We start from the raw sequence: 21,670 nt of genomic DNA, 5'->3' as shown, positions 1-21,670 counted from the left end.
CCCGGCGTCAGCGGGTGGCCGCCGCCCCGACGGCCGAGCCGAAGCGTGCCTTCACGACCGGGTGCCCCAGTGACTCCGGGGTGAAGAGGATCGATCCCGTCCCGGTCGGACCTGTCTGCGAACCCGGGATGACGCTCACCGCGCCGGTCGCCAGGTACTTGCCGGGCGCGCCGACCGCCAGGTCCGCACGGCCGTCCGCGTCGAAGTCCCCGGCCGTCACCGACCGGCCGAACTGGTCGTTGCCCTCCATCACGCCCATCACCCCGGGCGAGTCCAGGGTCAGCTTCCGGGCGCGGGCCGCGTCCAGCCCGGTCGGCTTCCCCGGTACGACGGTCAGCGCGCCCGCGTTCTGGATGCCGTCGGAGTCCGGCTCACCGACCACCGCGGTCACCAGGTCGGCATGCCCGTCGCCGTCGGTGTCCGCCAGAACGCCCGCGGTGCCCGGCTCCACCGGGCCGCCGTAGGTCACCCCCGCGCCCAGCCCGGCGGCGGTGCCCGGGAACATCCGCAGCAGGAACTCGTCGGGGCCGTCGGAGCCCTCGGTGTCCACGACCACGTCGTCCCGGCCGTCACCCGTGATGTCACCGGTCACGACGCTGTAGCCGGTGAAGGGCAGCCCCGTCCGGCCGATCGGCTGCGTCTTCAGGCCCTTCGCCGAACCGGGCAGCACGGCCAGGGTTCCCTCGTCGGCCCCGTCGTCGAAGTAGGCCTGCGTGACCAGGTCCGTGTAGCCGTCGCCGTTGATGTCGCCCGAGGCGATCGGCCCCATTCCGGCGCCGCCGCCGGGCGGGGCGAACGCGGTCATCGCCGGTTCGTCGATGTCCCGCAGACTGCTCGCACCGCGTACCACGTTCACCTTCGTTCCGGTGGAGACCGCGATGTCGTCGCGCCCGTCGTGGTCGAAGTCCCCGACCGTCAGGTTGTCGCCGAAGCCCTCGCGCGGGGCCGGCTTCGGATCGTGGAACGCGATGGCGTCGCCGCCCGGTCCGCCCTTGGCCCCGAAGACGATGGTCACGGCGCCGGCGCCCGCCACCGTCCCGATGGCCTCGCCGCCGGAACCGATCACCAGGTCGGTGTACCCGTCGCCGTCCACGTCGCCCATGGCCACCGAGGAGCCGAACCGGTCACCGGCCTCCGGCACGCCCGGGATGCCGGCCGTGTCCTGAGTGATGCCCTTGTGCCTGTCGACCCGCACGCCCTGGGCGGTGCCGTGGACGAGGGAGACGTAACCCGCCTTCGCGTACCCCTTGATGGTGCCCTCCGGGGCGCCCGCCGCGAGGTCGCCGAAGCCGTCCCCGTCCACGTCGCCCGGCGCCGGGGCGGCCGCCTTGCGTGGGGTCTGCGACGCCGCCGTCGCACCGTGAACCGGTGCGGCGAAGGCGGCAGGTGCCACCAGGCCCCCCGCCGCCACAGCTGTCGCCAGAGCCGTACACGCCATCAGATGCCGTGCCATGTGCCCACTCCCGTCCCTGTGCTTACCGAGTGCCGCCGCCGGCCGCCCGGGAGGGGCGCCGGAGGCGGCCGTCAACCCACAAGGCCAGTGAGGGGAATGAATAGTTGCGGTCCTCCCGTCGGCCGGCCCTCTCCCGGCCGGACCGGGCGGGGAGCCGCGCGCCACGCACCGGGCACGCGGACGCCCGCACCGTGCACGATCCGCGGTGCGGGCAGTCATGGCCCGGGGGCGTGTTCTACGACCGGCCCCGGCTGCTCCTCAACGACGCTCCCGCGCAGACCAGCCCGAGCAGAACGGTCAGGCCGCCGATGATGACGTTGTTGAGTACGACGCCCATGTCCGGGCTGCTGCCCACCACCCAGGGCGAGATGATCATCCAGGCGCCCATGGCGCAGATGGCCCAGCTCAGGCCATACATCCGTTGCGGCATCACGGTGAACCCGAGACCCAGCACGGCGATCGCGATACCCATGATCAGGTTGTGATTCACCAGGGTGGTCTGGCTCGTAGTGAAGTGCAGCACCCAGGGCGAGATGGCGCAGTACAGGCCGACCAGGAACACCGGCCCGTCCACGAGTGCCACGTCGCGGCCACCCATCACCCGTGCGTAGCGATCGCGCATTTCGGTGGCGTCGGGGTGTCCGGCCAAGTCGTGGCCGGCGTGCGAGACGTTTGACATGAGGTTCGTCTCCTTCGCTCCCGCAGGCCAGGACGCGCCTTGTGCGATGAGCGGCCTGCAATGCCATTCTGCTCTTATTTGTCGCTTATGTGTAGGTTCAAGGCAGCTGAATTTCGGCGGGATTCGCACCGGTCCGGAGGCCGTCGGGCCGTTCGGCGGCCCGGGGGGCATCCGGTCGGCGCGCGGCGGGCGACCGCTTCGCGAACACGCGGCAGAGCGCGCCGGTCACGGTGGCGGCGGCCAGGAAGAGCACCGTGAACCACTGGAAGTACCAGTGGCCGCCCGCCGGGTCGTACACCGCCGCCCGGGGCCAGGCCAGGTTCACCGTCATGCCGGTCCCGTAGAGGAAGGCCAGCGCGTTGACCGGCAGCCCCCAGCGGCCCAGCGAGAAGAGCGGCTCGCCCGCCTCGTCGCGGTGCGGTCCGGCGGCGGGGAAGAGCGGGGCGCGGCGCAGTCTGCGCAGCAGCATCGGGCCCGTGACCATGGAGTAGGCCAGGTACAGCATCGCGATACAGGTGGTGCCGATGGCCAGGAACGCCTCGGGGGAGGCCAGGTTGAGCAGCCCGAGCGCCGCCGCCGCGCCCCCGACGAGCAGCGCGGGCGCGGCGGGCATCCCGGTCCGCGCGGAGACCTTGGCGAGCCGGGGCGAGCAGGGCAGCACCCCGTCACGTGCCATCGAGAACAGCATCCGGGACCCCGCCGTCTGGATGGCCAGCGTGGCCACGGCCACCGCGACCGCCACGTCGGCGAGCAGCATCCGGCCCACGCCGTCACCGAGGCTGCTGGTCAGCACGTACGAGAGGCCTTCCGTGGCCAGCCGTCCGTCGGTCAGGGCTGGCGCGGCCAGCACGCCGGCGAGTACCAGCAGCCCGCCGAGCACGCCCGCCGAGGCCAGCGCGAGCAGGATCGTCCGGGGGGCGGTGCGGCGCGGTGAACGGGTCTCCTCGCTCATCTCGCCCGCGCTGTCGAAGCCGATCAGGACGTAGGCGGCGGTGAACGAACCCACCAGCAGCGCCCCGAGCGCGTCGCCCCGGCCGCCGGTGTGCAGCGTCACGCCCGGTCCGCGTTCGGTGTGTGTGAACAGCAGGACGAGGATCAGCACGGCGCCGATGATCTCCGCCGTCACTCCGATCCGGTTGACGGCCGACATGATCCGGTTGTCGAGCAGGTTCACCGTCGTGGTCAGGGCGAGGAGTGCCACCGCGAGCAGCGCCGCGTTGGCCGCGCCGGTCGGGGTGGTGGGTGCCGGATCGCCGCCCGCCAGCTGGAATCCGGACCAGATCGCGGGAAGCACCACCTGGAGTACGAGTGCCGCCGCGGCGACCACGACGATCTGTCCGATCACCATGATCCACCCGGCGAACCAGCCGAAGGCGGGTGTACTCAGCCGGGTCGACCACTGGTAGATCGCGCCGGACAGCGGGTAGCGGGCGGCGAGTTCGGCGAAGCACGCGGCCACCAGCAGCTGCCCCAGCAGCACGGCCGGCCAGGTCCAGAAGAAGGCGGCCCCGCCGAAGGAGAAGCCGAACGCGAAGAACTGGAAGACGGTGGTGAGCACCGAGATGAAGGAGAACCCGGCGGCGAACGAGGCGTAGCGCCCCATGGTCCGGTGCAGTTCCTGGCGATAGCCGAAACCGGCCAGGGAGGCGTGGTCGCCCCGGCCGGCCGGGGTGGGATCCGGTCGTGTGCCCGTTGGTGCGGTGGCGGTCATGTCAGCCCCTGTCGCCGATTTCCTGTCGGGCGACAGAAATTAGGGACGAGCTGTTTCGCAGGCGTGACGCGGCCGTGTCCGCGCGGGGCCGAACTGCTCACGCCCCCCGGCGGGTTGCCGGGGGGCGTGAGCAGTTCGGCCGTGAGTGACTACTTCGGGGGCATCAGGACCGAGTCGACGATGTAGACCGTCGCGTTGGCGGTCGGGACATTGCCGCAGACGACCTTCGAGGAGTCGTTCACGGTGTACTCCATGTTGGAGCCCGACGTCGTCAGCTTGCCCTTCTCCAGGGTCTCGAAGGAGCCCTTCTCCAGCTGCTTCGGGGTCAGCTTCTCGCCCACCACGTGGTAGGTGAGCACCTTGGTCAGCTCGGCCTTGTCGGCCAGCAGCTTGTCCAGGTCGGCCTTCGGGACCTTGGCGAAGGCGTCGTTGGTCGGGGCGAACACGGTGATGTTCTGCGCGTTGTTCAGGGTGTCGACCAGCCCGGCCTTCTTCACCGCGGTGACGAGGGTGGAGAGCGCCGGGTTGTTCGACGCGGCCGTGGCGACCGGGTCCTTCGCCATGCCGTCGAAGGAGCCCGAACCGCTCTTCGGCACCGACGCGCAGCCCGGACCGAAGGGCTTGTCCATGTTCATCGAGTCACTGGCGGAGGCGGATGCCGAGGCCTTGGCGGAGCTGGCGGTCGAGCCGGACGCGCTGTCCTTGGAGTCGCTGGAACAGGCGGTGAGGGCGAGCGGGAGCACCACTGCCGCGGACACGGCGACGGCGGCACGGCGGATGTGGAGGGCGTTCATGATGTTCTCCTGGGTCGATCCGGGTAACTGACTGATCACGTGAAGTGAGGAAGGGGAAGTGTGTGGGGCCGCGGCCCTGTTCCGCGCTGGATCCGGGCGCTGCGGCGGGGGTGTCCGCTCAGGACACGTCGACCACCACCGAGTGCCAGCCGGTCGCCCCGTTGGGGACCGTGCCGACCCGTTTGTCGGTCTGGGTGACGCCGGTGCGGTCGGTCGCGCGGACCTCCAGGGTGTGGTTGCCGGAGGTGGCCGGCCAGTCCCACACCCACTGCCGCCAGGTGTCCCGGCTGTCCTCGGCGGCCAGCCGCGCGTGGTGCCACGGTCCGCCGTCCACCCGGACCTCGACCCGCGAGATCCCGCGGTGCTGGGCCCAGGCGACCCCGGCGACCGGGATCGTGCCGGCCTTCGGGGAGGCGAACGGGCGGGGGGTGTCGATCCGGGACTCGGTCTTGATGGGCGCCTGCTTGGACCAGGACCGCTTGACCCAGTAGGCGTCGTAGTCGTCGAACGTGGTGAGCTCGATGTCCTTCATCCACTTGCAGGCCGACACGTATCCGTACAGGCCGGGGACGATCATCCGGACCGGGAAACCGTGGTCGAAGGGGAGCGGCTCACCGTTCATGCCGAGGGCGAGCATCGCGTCGCGTCCGTCCATCACCGTCTCGACCGGGGTGCCGATGGTCATGCCGTCCACCGAACGCGTGATGATCTGGTCGGCGGGGCCGCCGCGCGACGGCGGCTTCACCCCGGCCTCGCGCAGCAGGTCGGCCAGCCGGACGCCGATCCACCGGGCGTTGCCCACATACGGTCCGCCGACCTCGTTGGACACACACGTCATGGTGATGTCGCGCTCGATGATCTCGCGGCGCAGCAGGTCCTTGAAGCTGAGCTCCACAGGGCGCTTCACGCCCTTGCCGTGGATCTTCAGCTTCCAGTCGTTCGCGTCGATGCGCGGGACGACCAGAGCCGTGTCCACCCGGTAGAAGTCCTTGTTCGGTGTGATGAACGAGCCGAGTCCGCGGATCCGCAGATCGGCGCCCGCCGGTACGGCCGGCGCCGCCGAGGCGGGCACGGGCAGCACCAGGTCCTGGCGTGAGGCGGTCGCCCCGGCCTGGACGGCGGAGGTGAGCCGTCGCCCCAGCACACCGGCGCCCGCCGAGGCCGCCGCCGCGGCGCTCGCCGCGATGACGAAGCCCCGCCGGTCGAAGGTGCTGGATGCCGGCGCCCCGCCCCTCCCGCCAGCCGCGGGGGAGGGACCGGGAACCAGGGCGAGCCGTCCGACCAGGAGATAGAGCACCCCTGCGGCCAGTACGGCACCCACCACCGAGGGCAGCGCGTCCGCGGCCTGGCCCTCCGGCCGGCCCACCGCGGCGACTGCCCCGACCACACCGAAGACCAGCACGGCGGCCGAGCCGATGAGCCGGTGCCGCAGGGCGAGCACTCCGACCACCACCGCGAAACCGGCCAGCAGAACCAGGATGCCCAGCTCCAGGACCAGCTTGTCGTTGGTGCCGAAATGCCGGACGGCGAAGTCCTTCAGGGCCGGGGGAGTGCGGTCGATGACCGCACCGCCCACCGCCGTGACCGGACCTGCCTCGGGACGGACCGCCGCCGCCGCCAGCTCGGCGACGGCCAGCGCACTGAACCCGGCGATCAGACCGCTGAGCGCGGCGAGTGCGGCTCGCGCCCAGCGGGATCGCCGGGACCCGTGGGCCCCGTCCTGCGCATCGTTCTGATCTTCGCTCACACCGGGGATTCGGTGCCGGTCGCTCGGCGGATTGGTCCCTCACCCGAATGGATGAGAGCGGATCACGGCCAATCCACGGTGCGACCTGCAACGAATCACACCCGAAAGGCATCCGCAGCTCCTCCGGAGACAGAAGGAGGGGTGAGTGGTGCCGGTGCTCGGAGGGAGCGTTATGACAGGGATGCGGCGACGGACAGCCGTGGTGGGCAGCGGGGTGGCGGGACTGACGGCCGCCCACATCCTGCGGACGGCCCACGACGTGACGCTGTTCGAGGCGGACAGCAGGGTGGGCGGCCACGCGCACACCCACGAGCTGCCCGCATCCGACGGCCGCGTGCACCGCGTGGACTCCGGCTTCATCGTGCACAACCGGCGCACCTACCCGCACCTGCTGCGGCTCTTCGCGGAACTCGGCGTCGCCACGCAGGAGTCGGAGATGAGCATGTCCGTGCGGTGCGAGGGCTGCGCCCTGGAGTACGCGGGCGCCCGAGGCGCGGCGGGCCTCCTCGCCCGGCCGGACGCGGTCCGCAGCCCGGCCTATCTGCGGATGCTGGCCGCGGTGCCCCGCTTCCACCGGGCCGCCCGGCGGCTGCTGGCGGACGGAGAACCGGCCGCGCAGACCATGACACTGGGCGATTTCGCCGCCCGGGGCCGCTTCTCCCCGTACTTCACCGCCCACTTCCTGACCCCACTCGTCTCCGCGGTCTGGTCCTGCGACCCGGTGACCGCGATGCGGTACCCGGCCCGCTACCTCTTCACCTTCCTCGACCACCACGGGCTGCTCTCGGTCACCGGCTCCCCGGTGTGGCGGACGGTCACCGGCGGATCGGGCGCCTACGTCGACCGGGTCACCAAGGAGCTCGGCGCCGTACGCACGTCCACCCCGGTACGCGCCGTGCGCCGGCACGCCGACGGGGTGGAGATCACCACCGCGGACGACACCACCGAGGAGTTCGACTCCGTCGTCATCGCCACCCACCCCGACCAGGCGCTGCGCATGCTCGCCGACCCCACGGACGAGGAGCGCGACACCCTCGGCGCGTTCCGCTACTCCCGCAATCCCACCCTCCTGCACACCGACACCCGGCTGCTGCCGAGCGCCCGGGGCGCCCGCGCCTCCTGGAACTACCTGATGCCGTCCTGCACCGCGAGCCCCGACCACGTCACCGTCAGCTACGACATGAACCGGCTCCAGCGGCTCGACGCCCCCGAGACCTTCGTCGTCACGCTGAACGGCGCCGACCGCGTCGCCCCCGGCCTGGTCCGCGCCCGCATGGTCTACGAACACCCCGTCTACACCCCGGAGTCGGTGGCCGCGCAGGCCCGGCTGCCCGCCCTGTCCGGACCGCTCACCGCCTACGCGGGGGCGTACCACGGCTGGGGATTCCACGAGGACGGCTGCCGCTCGGGGGCGGAGGCGGCCAGAGCCCTGGGGGTGGACTGGTGAACGCCCTCTACCCCTGCACCATCGCCCATGTACGGTCCGCGCCCGTCACATACGCCTTCCGGCACCGCACCTACCTGTGGCTGATCGACCCGGACGGGCCACCGCCGCTGCCCGCCGCCCTGCGCGTCCTGGCCCGCTTCGACGCGCGCGACCACTTCGCCGGCACGGCCCCGACCATCCGGGCCGGCCTGAGCCGGTTCCTGGCCGCGAACGGCATCGACCTCGCCGACGGAACCGTGCGGATGCTCACCCAGGCCCGGGTGTTCGGCCACGTCTTCAACCCGCTGACCGTCTACTGGTGCCGCCGCGCCGACGGCACCCCGCTCTGCACGGTCGCCGAGGTGCACAACACCTACGGCGAACGGCACTGCTACCTGCTGCACCCGGACCCCGCCGGACGGGCCTCCACGGAGAAGGAGTTCTACGTATCGCCGTTCTTCGGCGTCGACGGCTCCTACCGGATGCGGCTCCCCGAGCCCGGTCCCCGGCTCGAACTGGCGGTGCATCTGGAACGGTCCGGCACCCGGCCCTTCACCGCCACCGTGCGCGGTGTACGACGCCCGGTGACCCCGCGCGTACTGCTCCGGCTGGCGCTGCGCCACCCCTGGTCCACGGCGGTCGTCTCGGTCGCCATCCGGCTGCACGGAATCCGCCTGCTGCTGCGCGGGCTGCCCGTGCGGTCCCGTCCCCGCCCCACCACTCAGGAAGGAATGCAGTGAGCGTGTCCACGTCCCACTCCCCGTCGTCCCCGGCCACCTCGCCCCCGGCGGCCGCCCCGTCCCCGGTTTCCCCGCCCATGGCGCACGCCCCGGACACCGACCCCGAGCGCTGGCCCGATGTAGCCCGGCCGCCGCGCGCGTCCCGGCTGCGGACCGCCGTCGCCGAACGGCTCGTACGCCACGCCCTGGCCCGGCTCCCCCTCCGTGTCCGGCTCGCCGGACAGGAGGGCCTCGGCCTCGGCGGGCCCCTGATGGACGTCCGGGACCCCGACGCCTTCTTCCGCCGGATCGGCGTGAACGGCCTGATCGGCTTCGGGGAGTCCTACATGGCGGGCGAGTGGGACTCACCCGACCCGGTGGGCGTCCTGACGGTCCTCGCCGGCGAGGTCGCCTCCCTGATCCCGCAGCCCCTCCAGCGGCTGCGCGGACTCTGGGCGGGGCGCCGCCCCGCGGAGCAGCTCGGCACCCCCGAAGGCGCCCGGGACAACATCAGCCACCACTACGACCTGTCCAACGAACTCTTCGCGCTCTTCCTCGACGAGACCCTCAGCTACTCCTCCGCCGTCTTCCGCAGCTTCCCCGCCGACGCCGAGGCCCTGCCCGCCGCCCAGCACCGCAAGATCGACCGGCTGCTCGACCTGGCCGGGGTCGGACCCGGGACCGAACTCCTCGAGATCGGCACCGGCTGGGGAGAACTGGCGATCAGGGCCGCCGCCCGCGGCGCCCGGGTCGTCTCCGTCACACTCTCCGCCGAACAGCGGGACCTGGCCCGCCGCAGAATCAGCGACGCCGGATACGGCGACCGGGTCGAGGTCCGGCTCTGCGACTACCGAAGCGTCCAGGGGAGTTACGACGCGGTGGTCAGCGTCGAGATGATCGAGGCGGTCGGCGCGGAGTACTGGCCGGTCTACTTCCGGACCCTGGAGGAGCGGCTGGCCCCCGGCGGCCGGATCGCACTCCAGGCCATCACCATGCCGGACGACCGGATGCGCGCCTCCCGCACCACCTTCACCTGGATCCACAAGTACATCTTCCCCGGCGGACTCCTGCCGTCCGTCGAGGCCATGGCGGAGGTCACGGCCGAACACACCGGCCTGCGCATCGACCGCTGCGACGACTTCGGCACCCACTACGCCGAGACGCTGCGGCTCTGGCGCGAACGGTTCACCGAGCGGACCGAGGAGATCGACGCACTCGGCTTCGACGCGGTCTTCCGCCGCATGTGGACCTTCTACCTGGCCTACTCCGAGGCGGGATTCCGCTCCGGCTACCTCCATGTGCGGCAACTGCTGCTGACCCGTCAGGAAACGGCGTGATGACTCTTACCGGCAAGCAGGACAAGCAGGCGACGACCGGCGCCGCCCAGCGCCTTGAGCCCCTCGTCGAGCAACTGCTCGGCGGCCCGCTCCCGGTCAGGGTACGGATGTGGGACGGCAGCGAGACCGGCGCCGCCGACGGCCCCCTGGTCCACGTGCGCTCCCGGCGGGCACTGCGACGGCTGCTCTGGGCGCCGGGCGAACTCGGCCTCGCCGAGGCGTACATCACCGGTGACGTCGACGTCGAGGGAGACCTGGCCGAGGGGCTGCGCGCGATGCGCCTCGCGGTACGCGAGCGCGGACTGCGCCCGCCGCGTCCCGGTGTCGGCGACCGGCTGCGGGCGGCCGGCACCGCACTGCGCCTGGGCGCGGTCGGCCCCCGGCCGCCGGTCCCCGCCGCCCGCGCCGGACTCCACGGCGTCCTGCACAGCAAGTCCCGCGACCGGGCCGCGATCAGCCATCACTACGACCTCTCCAACGACTTCTACGCCCTGCTCCTCGACGAGACGATGGCCTACTCCTGCGGCTACTGGACCAGTGACGCACCCGGCTACGAACCCGTCGACGCCCAGCACGACAAGCTCGAACTGATCTGCCGGAAGCTCGACCTGCGCCCCGGGGCGCGGCTGCTCGACATCGGCTGCGGCTGGGGCTCGCTGACCCTGTACGCCGCACAGCGGCACGGAGTCCGCGTCACCGCCGTCACCCTCGCCCGCGAACAGGCCGCCCACGTCCGCGCGCAGGTGGCCGAACGGAACCTGGAGGACCTGGTCGAGGTCCGCTGCTGCGACTACCGCGACATCGGCCGGGCACCGGGCCATGAGGGCGGCTACGACGCGGTGTCCACCATCGAGATGGGCGAGCACGTCGGTGACGCCGAGTACCCCGCCTTCACCGCCACTCTGCACGCCATGGTCCGCCCGCAGGGCCGGGTGCTGGTCCAGCAGATGTCCCGGGGCCGCGACGCCCCGGGCGGCGGCGCGTTCATCGAGTCCTACATCGCCCCCGACATGCACATGCGCCCGCTCGGTGAGACGGTCGCGCTGCTGGAGGGCGCCGGACTCGAAGTACGCGACGTCGAGGCGCTGCGCGAGCACTACGTACTGACGGTCGACGCGTGGCGGCGCACCCTGGAGGGCAACCAGCAGGAGTTCGTGGACCTGGTCGGCGAGGAGACCGTACGGGTGTGGCGGCTCTACCTGGCCGGCGGCGCCCTCGCCTTCGAGGAACGGCGGATGGGCGTCGACCAGATCCTCTCCGTACGTCCGCAGGAGACCGGCACGGCCGGGATGCCCGCCACCCGGCGCGGCTGGTACGCCGATCCGGCGGTACCGGCCGCCCGTGACGGCGAGAGCGCCGGGATCACCGGATGAACGGCTTCGGATGGGCGGCGTTCGCACAGGGCCTCGCGCCCAGTGCGGGCGCCGCGCTCGCCGTCATGCTCGCCACGTTCGCCGTCGCGCTGCGCAAGGGCGTGCACCGCGTCGTGGACGTCGCCTGGGGGCTGGGGTTCACCGCCGTCGCGCTCGTCTCGTACGCCATGTCGGCGGGCGGCGGGGGAGACGGCACCCGGCGGCTGCTGGTCACCGTACTGACGGCGGTGTGGGGGCTGCGGCTCGCCTGGCACATCGCCCGCCGCGGGCGGGGGCACGGGGAGGACCCGCGCTACGAGGCGATGCTGGCCAAGGCGCCCGGCAGCCCCGCGCTGTACGCGCTGCGGAAGGTGTACCTGCTCCAGGGGGCGCTCGTCTGGCTGATCTCGCTGCCGGTACAGGCGGCCGGGTACGTTCAGGGGCCGGCCGGCGCCCTGGTGTGGGCGGGGGCCGCGCTCTGGGCGCTCGGTCTCTGCTTCGAGGCGGTGGGCGACCACCAGCTGGCCCGGTTCAAGGGGGATCCGGCCAACCGGGGGCGGATCATGGACCGGGGGCTGTGGTCCTGGACCCGGCATCCGAACTACTTCGGTGACTTCTGCGTGTGGTGGGGACTGTTCCTGATGGTCTGCGAGGCGCCGTCGGCGGCCGCGGCCACCGTCGTGGCGCCCGTCCTGATGAGCTTCCTGCTCATCGGGGGCAGCGGAAAGGCCCTGCTGGAACGGCATATGGCGGAGCGTCCGGGCTTTGCCGAGTACACCGCCAGGACCAGCGGCTTCTTCCCCCGGCCGCCGCGCGGGAGCTGAGTCCGGAGCCCCGGCGGCGCTGTACTGGGCCCCGTACCTCCATCGCCTCCCAACGGCGGAGGTACGGGGCGAGCACCGCGACGTGGTCCCGCGCCCGCCGGGACGACCCGACCCGGGCGAGAACGGTGGCCACCGCGTCCGGGGGCGGGACCCGCGCAGCGTGGCGGCCGGCGGTCCCGCTCACGACGTGTTCCCGTCGTGGCGTGGCTCATGCGGGCCGTGACCGGCCGAAACGCTTCGTTCCGGCCGGTCACGGCCCGCCTTCTCAGGCCGGTGGCAGCTTCATCAGCGCCAGCGGGGTGGTGGTCGGCTGCTCGGAGCCGCCCGCCGGCTCGACCGTGACACCGACTCCCGTCGCGTCGTCCACCGGCCCGTCGAGCAGGGTCGCGTAGGTCGTCGACGAGGGTCCGGTCGCCTGCATCAGGCCCGCGGAACGCATCGTGCCGCCGTCGTCGTACCAGAGCTGGTAGTCCTTGCCCTCGGGTGCCTCAGGCAGGCCCGAGGCCAGGAACACGGCGCGGTCCTGGCTCCTGGAGACCACCACGGTGCCCTTCGCACCGTCGCTCAGCGTGGCCGAGTCGGTCCGGGCGTCGGGTGCCGAGATGACCTCGGCCAGCTGCGCGCCCCGCTGCTCGCTCGCGCGGGCGTCGGTCCGGGCGTCCTGCGCCTCCTGGTTCTGCCAGACGGCGACGCCGCCCAGGCCGGCCGCCGCGGCCAGGCACGCGGCCAGGGCGAACTTCGGCCACCGCCCCGCCCTGGATGTGACGTTCCGGCTCACCGTGCCGCCGGAGCGGGCCCGGTGGCCGGTGGACGGCGGCTCCTGGCGTACGGTCGTGATCTCCATCAGCACCCGCTCGCGCAGATCCCGCGAGGGCGTGGCCGAGACGGCGAGGCCGAGCCGGGTAGCCGTCTCGGACAGCTCCCGAACCTCCACGGAGCAGGCCTCGCAGTCGCCCAGGTGGCGTTCGAAGTCCCGGCGTTCGGTCTCCGGGAGCGCGTGCAGGGCGTAGGCCCCGGTCAGTGTGTGAAGTCCGGCGTTGCTCATGCGCTCACCCCGAGGCAGTCGCGCAGCCGGATCAGCCCGTCGCGCAGTCGAGTCTTGATCGTTCCGAGCGGTACCGCCAGCAGCTCGCCCACCTCGCGGTAGGTCAGCCCGCGGTAGTACGCCAGTGTGACGGATTCCCGTTGCAGCTCCGAGAGGGTCCGCATGCAGCGGCGGACCTGCTCCCGCTCCAGCCGGCTCTCGACCTGTTCGGTGACGTCGTCGAAGGCGGGGGTGCGGTCGAGCAGCGCCGCCTTGTGCTCACGGGCCGTCGTCGCCTCCACGGAGCGCACCCGGTCCACGGCGCGGTGATGGGCCAGTGTGAGCACCCAGTTCATGGCGCTGCCCCGGGCCGCCTGGAAGCGGGGCGCGGTGCGCCACACCTCCACCAGCACCTCCTGTGCGACCTCCTCCGACTGGGCGGGGTCGCGCAGGACGCTCCTCACCAGCCCGAGCACCGGGCCGCAGACGGCCTCGTACACCTGGGCGAAAGCATCTTGATCACCTCTGGCAACCATTCCCAGGAGCTCCTGGAGGTCGGGTCCGGCCGAGGCCAGTCCGCTGATGTGCACGGCTTCTTTCACGCGGGCTTCCTCCCGGGACGGTCAACAGTCTCCAGGAGTGATTCGGAGCCGGTGACGGTGCGGATTGGTCGAGGGACGGGGCAGTGGGAGGAATCCTTCCACGGCGCAATTCCTTCCACGCCCCGAGCCACGCCCCGAGCGGCTCTCCGGAGGCTCGCGCCCCGGGCCGCTCCGGGTTTCGCGATACATCGCGGTTGACGCCCGCCGGGCAGCTGACCAGCCCCAACCAGGCGAGTTACGACACCGGTCACGAGCGCCGGCTGCGGCTGATCCGCGCCCTGCTGGACGTCGGCGGGCTCCCGCTGTCGGCCATCGGTGACATGTTCCGGGTGTGGAGGATCAGGGCCGGCCCCCGCACGACGTGCTGGGCGTCGCGGCGAAGCGCGTGACCGCTCCCGTGGACGACGAGCCGGGGGCCGAACCGGAGGAGGCCCGCGAGGACCTGGGGGAGAGCGCGGTCGTCGGCATGGTGCTGGGCGAGGTGATGTTCAGCGCGCTGCGGCGGCTCGCGCACGTGGACGTGTCCGGCGCGGGCGTGCGGGCGGGGCGATGGGGGAGCGGCGGATACGGACGGCGCGTGAAGGGGCACGCATGGCGGTGGCCCCGGTCCGTGGACCGGGGCCACCGCCATGCCGGGCTGCGCGCACGTGTCCTACGCGGCGCTCTCCTCGCGTTCCACCTGAGCGTTCCACTCGCGCTTGACCGAGCGCCAGGCGTCGTCGTTCTGGCCGAGGCGCCAGTAGCCGGAGATCGACAGCTGGGGCAGCGGGATGCCGCGGTCCAGCCGCAGGTGACGGCGGATGTCCTTGACGAAGCCGGCCTCGCCGTGGACGAACGCCTGCACCTCGCCCGCCGGGAAGTCCAGTTCCTTCACGGCGGCGGTGAGCGCCTCACCGACCGGGCGCTCGCCCCGGTGCAGCCAGGTGACCTCGGTACCGTCCGGAGTGGCGATCTTCTGCTCCTCCGCGGCGTCCGAGACCTCGATGAAGGCGCGCACCACCGCGTCCGCGGGCATCTGCTCCAGCGCCGCGGCGATCGCCGGCAGCGCGCTCTCGTCGCCCACCAGGAGGTGCCAGCCGGCCGAGGCCTCCGGGCCGTAACCGCCGCCCGGTCCCAGGAAGGTCACCTGGTCGCCCGCCTTGGCGTGGGCCGCCCACGGGCCCGCCAGTCCCTCGTCGCCGTGCACCACGAAGTCGATGGCCAGTTCCCGGGCGGCCGGGTCCCAGGAGCGCACCGTGTACGTGCGGGTGGTGGGCCACAGTTCGCGCGGGAACTCCTCGCGGATGCGGGCGATGTCGAAGGGGTGCGCGTAGTCGGCGCCCTCGGGGGCGAAGCAGAGCTTGACGTAGTGGTCGCTGTAGCCGGAGAGCGCGAAATCGGCGAGACCGTCACCGCCGAGCACCACCCGGATCATGTGCGGGGTGATCTGCTCGGTGCGCAGGACCTGCGCACCCTGCGCCGTGGGGGCCTGCCGCGCCGGTCGTTCTGCCACGAGGTTCTCTCCCTGTCCGGGGCCGGTCCGGTACCAGCCTCCCTTAGGGTTACCTAACCTAACACCTCGTTCCCGAAGTGTCCTCAGTTCCGAAGCGTGAAGAGCAGCCTCTGCAGCGCGCCGCCCAGCCCCCACTGCCGCGCGAGCGCTTCGAGGGCCGCCGGGTCGCGCGGCCCGGCGGGCAGCGCGGGGTCGAACTCCGGGAGCGGTACGTCGCCGGCGACCCGGACCACCGTCGGCGCGACGGCCACGTAGTCACGGGCCTCGTCGAGCCGTTTGCGCTGCGAGGGCGTCAGCTTCGCGGCCGGGTCGTCCACTGCCGCCATGATTCCGGCGAGGTCGCCGAAGGCGTCCAGCAGCTTCGCGGCCGTCTTCTCACCGATCCCGGGCACGCCGGGCAGTCCGTCGCTCGGGTCGCCGCGCAGCAGGGCCAGATCGACATAGCCGGAGCCGTCCACCCCGTACCTCTCGCGCAGCCAGGCCTCGTCCGTCACCTGGAGCATGCCGACGCCCTTCAGCGGGTAGAGCACCCGCACCGCGCGGGCGTCGTCCACCAGCTGGTAGAGGTCCCGGTCGCCCGTGACGATGTCCACCGGGCCGGTCGCCAGGCCGGTCAGCGTCCCGATCACGTCGTCCGCCTCGTACCCCGCGGCGCCGACCCGGGCGATGCCCAGGGCGTCGAGCACGTCCTCGATGACCGGCACCTGCGGGGCCAGCGTGTCGGGGGTCTCCTCCTCGTCGGGCAGCCCCGTGCCGGTCTCCACCGCGACCCGGTGCGCCTTGTACGAGGGGATCAGGTCGACCCGCCACTGCGGCCGCCAGTCCGCGTCCCAGCAGGCGATCAGATCGTCGGGCCGGTGGTCCTGCACCAGCCGGGCGATGAAGTCGAGCAGTCCGCGCACGGCGTTGACCGGGGTACCGTCCGGTGCGCGCACCGAGTCGGGGACTCCGAAGTAGGCGCGGTAGTAGAGGGAAGCGGTGTCGAGGAGCATCAGGCGTCGCGTCACCCCCTGATGATGCCGCACCCCACCGACAGCGGCCGCCGGGGACGCGGTTCCCGATCCGAGGCCACTTCTGTGTGAGCTGGGTCACTCTCGTGTTTGGGTTGTGTAAGTGGGGGCAGGCGCGGCATTGGAGCGGACCACGTCGCATTTTCAACTAGTGCACGTGCCATGCGGACCGAATCCGCGCGCTCCACGGTCTGCCGGAGGGGGTGGCAGACCGTTTCGGTTCAACGCGTGAGGTGTATGTGTCAAGGCTGCAAGCCGAACACTTGTACAAGGTTTTCGGCAGACGACCCGATCAAGCCGTGCGGAAGCTCGAAGACGGCTCAAGCCGTGACGAGCTGCGCGCCGAGGGAACGACCGCAGCGGTGATCGACGCATCGTTCACCGTGGAGCCGGGACAGATCTTCGTTGTGATGGGTCTCTCCGGGTCCGGCAAGTCCACCTTGCTGCGGATGCTCAACGGGCTCCTGGAGCCCACCGCGGGGAAGGTGCTGTTCGACGGCCAGGACCTGACCGCCCTTGCCCCGGCCGAGCTCCGCCATGTCCGGTCCACCAAGATCAGCATGGTGTTCCAGCACTTCGCGCTCTTCCCGCACCGCAGTGTGCTGGAGAACGCCGGCTACGGCCTGGAGGTGCAGGGCGTGCCGCGCGACGAGCGCACCCGGCGCGCCACGGAGGCCCTGGAGATGACCGGCCTGGCGGGCTGGGAGAACTCCTGGCCCGACGAGCTGTCCGGCGGTATGCAGCAGCGCGTGGGCCTGGCCCGCGCACTGGCCACCGACGCCGACCTGCTCCTCATGGACGAGTCCTTCAGCGCCCTCGACCCGCTGATCCGCCGCGACATGCAGGACCAGCTCCTGGAACTGCAGAAGCGGCTGAAGAAGACCATCGTCTTCATCACCCACGACCTCAACGAGGCCATGCGCCTCGGTGACCGTATCGCTGTGATGCGGGACGGCGAGATAGTCCAGCTCGGCACCGCCGAGGACATCCTCGTCACCCCGGCCAACGACTACGTCGCCTCCTTCACCCAGGACGTGGACCGCTCCCGGGTGCTGACCGCGGGCGCGATCATGGCCGAGACGGACACCGTCATAGGCACCAGGACCGACGCGGGCAAGGAACTCCGTACCCCGGAGGACATCCTGCGGGAGGCTCCGGCCACCGTCACGGAGGGCACCCCGATCATCGAGCTGTTCACGCCCTGTTCGCAGAGCGCTGTCGCGGTCGCCGTGACCGACGACAAGGGCAAGCTCGTCGGCGTCGTGCCCCGTGCCCGGCTGCTCGCCGTGCTCGGTGAGCCGATGACCCCCGCCGAGGCTCCCCAGGACGCCGCAGACGCACTGAAGAAGGTGGCCAGTGTTTAGGCTCCACCTCGGCGACTGGGTCGACTCCGCCGTCGACTGGCTCCAGACCCACCTGGCCTGGCTCTTCGACGCCATCAGCTCCATAGTCAGCGGAATGTTCGACGGCATAGCCGCCGTGCTCTCCGCTCCCGCACCCCTGCTCTTCGCGGGCATCGTCGCCGTCATCGCCTGGTGGCTGCGCGGTCTGCTCGCCGGTGTGCTCGCGTTCGTCGGCTTCGCCCTCATCGACTCGGTCGAGTTGTGGGACGAAGCGATGGACACGCTCACCCTGGTACTCGTCGCGACGATCGTGACGCTGGTACTGGCCGTTCCGCTCGGTATCTGGGCCTCGCGCTCCAAGACCGTCAGCGCGGTGACCAGGCCGGTCCTCGACTTCATGCAGACCATGCCCGCCATGGTCTACCTGATCCCCGGCGTCATCTTCTTCGGCGTCGGCGTCGTCCCCGGCATCATCGCCACCATCATCTTCGCGCTGCCCCCGGGCGTCCGGATGACCGAGCTCGGCATCCGCCAGGTCGACGGTGAACTCGTCGAGGCGGCCGAGGCCTTCGGTACCACCTCGCGCAACACACTGCTGCGGGTGCAGCTGCCGCTCGCGCTGCCCACGATCATGGCGGGCATCAACCAGGTCATCATGCTGGGCCTGTCCATGGTGGTCATCGCCGGCATGGTCGGCGGCGGCGGCCTCGGTGGCTCCGTCTACCGCGCCATCGGCAACGTCGACGTCGGCCTCGGCTTCGAGGCCGGTATCTCCATCGTCATCCTGGCGATGTACCTGGACCGGATGACCAGCGCGCTGGGCCGCGAGGTCTCCCCGCTGGCCCGCCGCGCGCTCGCCAAGGCGCAGGCCGTGGCCGGCGGACTGAAGATGTGGAACTACCGTCCGCAGCCCGTCGTCGCCGTGGCCGGCATCGTCGTCCTGGCGCTCGTCGCCGGGAGCATGAGCCTGTTCGGCGGCTCCTCGGACTCGGACAACACCGCGAAGAGCGACCCGAAGAACGTCGGCGCCGGCAAGACGGTCAGCATGGGTTACATCCCGTGGGACGAGGGAATCGCCTCCACCTTCCTCTGGAAGGAGCTGCTGGAGCAGCGCGGCTTCAAGGTCGACGCCAAGCAGTACGAGGCCGGCGCGCTGTACACCGGTATGGCCAACGGCCAGATCGACTTCGAGACCGACTCCTGGCTGCCGGTCACCCACGCCGCGTACTGGAAGAAGTACAAGGACCGCCTGGACGACATGGGCTCCTGGTTCGGACCCACCACGCTGGAACTGGCCGTCCCTTCGTACGTGAAGGACGTCAAGACCCTGGACGACCTCAAGGGCAAGGGCTCGAAGTTCAAGGGCCGCGTCGTGGGCATCGAGCCGAGCGCCGGTGAGACGGGCCTGCTCAAGGACAAGATCCTGCCGGGCTACGGCCTGGACAAGGAGTACAAGGTCGTCGACGGCTCCACGCCGTCGATGCTGGCCGAGCTGAAGCGCGCGTACGCCAAGAAGGACCCCATCGTGGTTCCGCTCTGGTCTCCGCACTGGGCGTACAACCAGTACGACCTGACCAAGCTCAAGGACACCAAGAACCTCTGGGGCAAGGGCGACGGCATCCACACGCTGAGCCGCAAGGGCTTCTCCGACGAGAACCCCGAGGTCGGCAAGTGGCTGAAGAACTTCAAGATGACCGAGGACCAGCTCACCAGTCTTGAGGCGCAGATCCAGAAGAGCGGATCCGGCAAGGAGCAGGAAGCCGTCCGCACCTGGCTGAAGGCCAACCCGGGATTCGCCGACAAGGCGGCCCCGGTCGCGAAGGCCGCCACCTCCAAGGGCGCCAACGGCAAGGACGAGCGCGAGCGCGCCGTCGAGATGGCCTGGTTCCCGTGGGAGGAGGACATCGCCGCCACGTACCTGTGGAAGGCCGTCCTGGAGGACCGCGGTTACAAGATCAACCTCAAGCAGTTCGAGGTCGGCCCGATGTACACCGCGATGTCCCGCGGTCAGATCGACGTGCAGTTCGACGGCTGGCTGCCGTACACCCAGAAGAACTACTGGGACAAGTACGGTTCGAAGCTGACGGACATCGGCTCGTGGTACGGCCCCACCTCGATCGAGGTCGCGGTGCCCGACTACGTGAAGGACGTCAAGTCCCTGGCGGACCTCAAGGGCAAGAGCGACGAGTTCAAGGGCCGGATCGTCGGCATCGAGCCGGGTACCGCCACGATGGAGAACCTCAAGAAGAACGTGCTGCCGAAGTACGGCCTCGACAAGGAGTACAAGGTCGTCGACTCCTCGACGCCCGGCATGCTGGCCGAGCTGAAGCGCGCGTACGCCAAGAAGGAGCCCATCGCCGTACTCCTGTGGACCCCGCACTGGGCCTACAACGAGTACAAGATGACCAAGCTCCAGGACCCGCAGAAGGCGTTCGGTGAGGGCGACCGGCTGCACACCATCGGTTCCAAGGACTTCCCGAAGAACTACCCGCAGCTGACCAAGTGGTTCAAGAACTTCAAGCTGAGCGAGGACCAGCTCGGCGGCCTGGAGAACGAGATCCAGAAGCAGGGCACGGGGCACGAGGAGGAAGCCGTGAAGGCCTGGATGGACAAGAATCCGGGCATCGCGGACAAGATGGCTCCGCAGCAGTAACCCCGTCGTACCCCACCAGGGGCGCGGCACGGAGAGGGGTGGTCACCGCCGACGGCGGTGACCACCCCTTTCGGGCTGTCCGGACGTCTCATTACCGGCCGTCCTCGCGTAACCGTGTGCGTAAGGTGCTGGCAGCCGGAAGGATGGGGAGTCGGGAGGGAGCCGGACATGGACGACAAGGAAACACTCCGGGTGGGCGCGGCGGTCCGACGGCAGCGCAGGTCCCTGGGGCTCACGCTGGCCGCGGTCGCGACGCGCAGTGGCCTGTCCGTACCGTTCCTCAGCCAGATCGAGAACGAACGGGCCAGACCCAGCGCCCGGTCCCTGGACCGGGTCGCGGACGCGCTGGAGACCACCACCGCGCGGCTGCGGGCCGCCGCCGACTCGGCGCGCGCCGTCGACGTCGTGCGCGGCGCGCCGGAGGACGGCGACGGGGTACGCCGGGTGGTGCGCGGCCGCCACCAGCTCAGCGCCCTCGAATTCACCGGCGAGCTCGACCTGGGGCGCGAGTTCCAGCACCGCAACGACGAGGTCATGTACGTGGCCGAGGGCGCGGCGGAGGTGGAGGCCGAGGGCCAGGCGTACCGGCTGGAGCGCGGCGACACGCTGTTCCTCTCGGGCGGGGTGCGCCACCGCTGGCGGGCCACGGTCCCCGGCACCCGGCTGCTGTTCGTGGCGGTCGCGGAACACATCGACGCGACGTTCGACCCTCGCCGCTGAGGCGCAGGATTCACCGGCCAGCTGCCAGGAGGTCACAGCCGTGCGGGTCGTCTCCCTCGTCCCCTCGCTCACCGAGGCCGTCGCCGAGAGCGGCCCCGGGCTGCTGGTCGGCGCCACCGACTGGTGCACCCACCCCGCCGGGCTGCGCGTCGCCCGGGTCGGGGGCACCAAGAACCCCGACGTGCCCGCGATCCTCGCCCTGCGACCCGATCTCGTCGTGGCCAACGAGGAGGAGAACCGGGAACCCGACCTCGCCGCGCTCCGGGACGCCGGGACCGAGGTCCTCCTCACCACCGTCCGTACCCTCGACGACGCCTTCGCGGAGCTGCACCGGCTCCTGACCGTGGCCTGCGGGCTGCCGAGGCCCCGCTGGCTGGACGAGGCCGAGGCCGCCTGGGCGGCGCTGCCGCCGCCGTCCGCCCCGCGCCGTGCCGTCGTCCCCGTCTGGCGCAAGCCCTGGATGGTCCTGGGCCGCGACACCTTCGCCGGCGACCTGCTGGCCCGGCTCGGCGTGGACAACGTCTACGCGGACCACGCCGAGCGCTACCCCCGCGTCCCGCTCGACGAGCTGAACGCGGCCGGCGCCGACCTGGTCGTGCTGCCCGACGAGCCGTACCGGTTCACCGCAGCCGACGGGCCCGAGGCCTTCCCCGCGCTGCCCGCCGCACTCGTCGACGGGCGTTTCCTCACCTGGTACGGGCCGTCACTGGTGCGGGCGCCCGAGGCGCTGCGGGCGGCGCTCGGCTGAGCGGTCCCGGTGCCGCACCGGTATCCGCGTCCGCGC

At 71.4% G+C, this 21,670-nt stretch carries 19 protein-coding genes; 10 read left to right on the top strand and 9 right to left on the bottom strand.

Annotated elements, in window-relative coordinates:
* Positions 1-7 precede the first annotated feature (7 nt).
* From ACGFU6_RS35550 to ACGFU6_RS35530, 5 genes are all read right to left on the bottom strand, one after another.
* Entirely contained in the window at positions 8-1,453 is a 1,446-nt protein-coding gene (locus tag ACGFU6_RS35550) for an FG-GAP-like repeat-containing protein (RefSeq protein WP_393616687.1), read from the bottom strand.
* Between the two features lie 235 nt (positions 1,454-1,688).
* Complete coding sequence (locus ACGFU6_RS35545; RefSeq protein WP_393616686.1) at positions 1,689-2,132, bottom strand: SPW repeat protein; 444 nt, start codon at positions 2,130-2,132, stop codon at positions 1,689-1,691.
* A 97-nt stretch (positions 2,133-2,229) separates the two neighbouring features.
* Positions 2,230-3,843 carry an amino acid permease gene (locus ACGFU6_RS35540; RefSeq protein ID WP_393616685.1) on the bottom strand — a complete coding sequence of 538 codons (1,614 nt, stop codon included), beginning with the start codon at positions 3,841-3,843 and terminating at the stop codon, positions 2,230-2,232.
* 149 nt (positions 3,844-3,992) lie between these two features.
* The gene (locus ACGFU6_RS35535; RefSeq protein WP_393616684.1) at positions 3,993-4,637 is read right to left on the bottom strand and encodes a fasciclin domain-containing protein; all 645 of its coding nucleotides are present in this window, start codon (positions 4,635-4,637) and stop codon (positions 3,993-3,995) included.
* Positions 4,638-4,755: 118 nt separating this feature from the next.
* Positions 4,756-6,294 (bottom strand): molybdopterin-dependent oxidoreductase, encoded by a 1,539-nt coding sequence (locus tag ACGFU6_RS35530; RefSeq protein WP_393616708.1) that lies wholly within the window; start codon positions 6,292-6,294, stop codon positions 4,756-4,758.
* A gap of 262 nt (positions 6,295-6,556) precedes the next feature.
* On the opposite strand from ACGFU6_RS35530, the gene ACGFU6_RS35525 reads away from it, so the two are divergent.
* The 5 genes from ACGFU6_RS35525 (at position 6,557) to ACGFU6_RS35505 (ending at position 12,042) form a co-directional block, all read left to right on the top strand.
* Entirely contained in the window at positions 6,557-7,831 is a 1,275-nt protein-coding gene (locus ACGFU6_RS35525) for an NAD(P)/FAD-dependent oxidoreductase (protein WP_393616683.1), read from the top strand.
* Complete coding sequence (locus tag ACGFU6_RS35520) at positions 7,825-8,550, top strand: DUF1365 domain-containing protein (RefSeq protein WP_393616707.1); 726 nt, start codon at positions 7,825-7,827, stop codon at positions 8,548-8,550. Before ACGFU6_RS35525 ends, ACGFU6_RS35520 begins: the two co-directional genes overlap by 7 nt.
* A gap of 77 nt (positions 8,551-8,627) precedes the next feature.
* Entirely contained in the window at positions 8,628-9,866 is a 1,239-nt protein-coding gene (locus ACGFU6_RS35515; protein WP_393616706.1) for a class I SAM-dependent methyltransferase, read from the top strand.
* Positions 9,866-11,239 (top strand): class I SAM-dependent methyltransferase, encoded by a 1,374-nt coding sequence (locus ACGFU6_RS35510; protein ID WP_393616682.1) that lies wholly within the window; start codon positions 9,866-9,868, stop codon positions 11,237-11,239. The genes ACGFU6_RS35515 and ACGFU6_RS35510 overlap by 1 nt, the downstream gene beginning before the upstream one ends.
* Entirely contained in the window at positions 11,236-12,042 is an 807-nt protein-coding gene (locus tag ACGFU6_RS35505) for a DUF1295 domain-containing protein (RefSeq protein ID WP_393616681.1), read from the top strand. Before ACGFU6_RS35510 ends, ACGFU6_RS35505 begins: the two co-directional genes overlap by 4 nt.
* A 265-nt stretch (positions 12,043-12,307) precedes the next feature.
* Here ACGFU6_RS35505 and ACGFU6_RS35500 read toward each other — a convergent pair whose 3' ends face one another.
* Both ACGFU6_RS35500 and ACGFU6_RS35495 read right to left on the bottom strand, forming a co-directional pair.
* Positions 12,308-13,087: an anti-sigma factor domain-containing protein gene (locus tag ACGFU6_RS35500; protein WP_393616680.1), complete on the bottom strand. Its 780-nt coding sequence runs from the start codon at positions 13,085-13,087 to the stop codon at positions 12,308-12,310.
* Positions 13,084-13,668, bottom strand: coding sequence for a sigma-70 family RNA polymerase sigma factor (locus tag ACGFU6_RS35495; protein WP_073737408.1), 585 nt, complete (start codon positions 13,666-13,668; stop codon positions 13,084-13,086). The genes ACGFU6_RS35500 and ACGFU6_RS35495 overlap by 4 nt, the downstream gene beginning before the upstream one ends.
* A gap of 194 nt (positions 13,669-13,862) precedes the next feature.
* Here ACGFU6_RS35495 and ACGFU6_RS35490 point away from each other — a divergent pair, with 194 nt between their 5' ends.
* A complete protein-coding gene (locus ACGFU6_RS35490; protein WP_393616679.1) occupies positions 13,863-14,057 on the top strand; it encodes a MerR family transcriptional regulator in 195 nt (64 codons plus the stop codon).
* A gap of 263 nt (positions 14,058-14,320) precedes the next feature.
* On the opposite strand, the gene ACGFU6_RS35485 is transcribed toward ACGFU6_RS35490, so the two are convergent.
* A complete protein-coding gene (locus ACGFU6_RS35485; protein ID WP_393616678.1) occupies positions 14,321-15,160 on the bottom strand; it encodes a siderophore-interacting protein in 840 nt (279 codons plus the stop codon).
* An 83-nt stretch (positions 15,161-15,243) separates the two neighbouring features.
* Positions 15,244-16,152, bottom strand: coding sequence for a 5'-3' exonuclease H3TH domain-containing protein (locus ACGFU6_RS35480; protein WP_393616705.1), 909 nt, complete (start codon positions 16,150-16,152; stop codon positions 15,244-15,246).
* A gap of 317 nt (positions 16,153-16,469) precedes the next feature.
* On the opposite strand from ACGFU6_RS35480, the gene ACGFU6_RS35475 reads away from it, so the two are divergent.
* The 4 genes from ACGFU6_RS35475 to ACGFU6_RS35460 all read left to right on the top strand — a co-directional run bounded on the left by ACGFU6_RS35475 (position 16,470) and on the right by ACGFU6_RS35460 (position 21,634).
* Entirely contained in the window at positions 16,470-17,534 is a 1,065-nt protein-coding gene (locus ACGFU6_RS35475) for a glycine betaine/L-proline ABC transporter ATP-binding protein (protein ID WP_393616677.1), read from the top strand.
* Positions 17,527-20,166, top strand: a complete 2,640-nt coding sequence (locus tag ACGFU6_RS35470; RefSeq protein ID WP_393616676.1) for an ABC transporter permease/substrate binding protein — start codon at positions 17,527-17,529, stop codon at positions 20,164-20,166. The genes ACGFU6_RS35475 and ACGFU6_RS35470 overlap by 8 nt, the downstream gene beginning before the upstream one ends.
* Before the next feature lie 168 nt (positions 20,167-20,334).
* Positions 20,335-20,886, top strand: coding sequence for a helix-turn-helix transcriptional regulator (locus ACGFU6_RS35465; protein ID WP_123528191.1), 552 nt, complete (start codon positions 20,335-20,337; stop codon positions 20,884-20,886).
* 40 nt (positions 20,887-20,926) lie between these two features.
* Positions 20,927-21,634: a helical backbone metal receptor gene (locus ACGFU6_RS35460; RefSeq protein ID WP_393616675.1), complete on the top strand. Its 708-nt coding sequence runs from the start codon at positions 20,927-20,929 to the stop codon at positions 21,632-21,634.
* Positions 21,635-21,670 lie beyond the last annotated feature (36 nt).

Source organism: Streptomyces sp. NPDC048462 (genome assembly GCF_043200175.1).
Lineage (GTDB): Bacteria > Actinomycetota > Actinomycetes > Streptomycetales > Streptomycetaceae > Streptomyces.
Note: the sequence above shows the minus strand (reverse complement) of the source record. Positions and strands in the feature narration are given on the sequence as shown.

Excerpts from the sequence above, each read along its gene's own strand:
- ACGFU6_RS35550 (WP_393616687.1), bottom strand. The coding sequence starts at position 1,453 with ATGGCACGGCATCTGATGGCGTGTACGGCTCTGGCGACAGCTGTGGCG.
- ACGFU6_RS35545 (WP_393616686.1), bottom strand. The coding sequence starts at position 2,132 with ATGTCAAACGTCTCGCACGCCGGCCACGACTTGGCCGGACACCCCGAC.
- ACGFU6_RS35540 (WP_393616685.1), bottom strand. The coding sequence starts at position 3,843 with ATGACCGCCACCGCACCAACGGGCACACGACCGGATCCCACCCCGGCC.
- ACGFU6_RS35535 (WP_393616684.1), bottom strand. The coding sequence starts at position 4,637 with ATGAACGCCCTCCACATCCGCCGTGCCGCCGTCGCCGTGTCCGCGGCA.
- ACGFU6_RS35525 (WP_393616683.1), top strand. The coding sequence starts at position 6,557 with ATGACAGGGATGCGGCGACGGACAGCCGTGGTGGGCAGCGGGGTGGCG.
- ACGFU6_RS35515 (WP_393616706.1), top strand. The coding sequence starts at position 8,628 with ATGGCGCACGCCCCGGACACCGACCCCGAGCGCTGGCCCGATGTAGCC.
- ACGFU6_RS35510 (WP_393616682.1), top strand. The coding sequence starts at position 9,866 with ATGACTCTTACCGGCAAGCAGGACAAGCAGGCGACGACCGGCGCCGCC.
- ACGFU6_RS35505 (WP_393616681.1), top strand. The coding sequence starts at position 11,236 with ATGAACGGCTTCGGATGGGCGGCGTTCGCACAGGGCCTCGCGCCCAGT.
- ACGFU6_RS35500 (WP_393616680.1), bottom strand. The coding sequence starts at position 13,087 with ATGAGCAACGCCGGACTTCACACACTGACCGGGGCCTACGCCCTGCAC.
- ACGFU6_RS35480 (WP_393616705.1), bottom strand. The coding sequence starts at position 16,152 with ATGCTCCTCGACACCGCTTCCCTCTACTACCGCGCCTACTTCGGAGTC.
- ACGFU6_RS35465 (WP_123528191.1), top strand. The coding sequence starts at position 20,335 with ATGGACGACAAGGAAACACTCCGGGTGGGCGCGGCGGTCCGACGGCAG.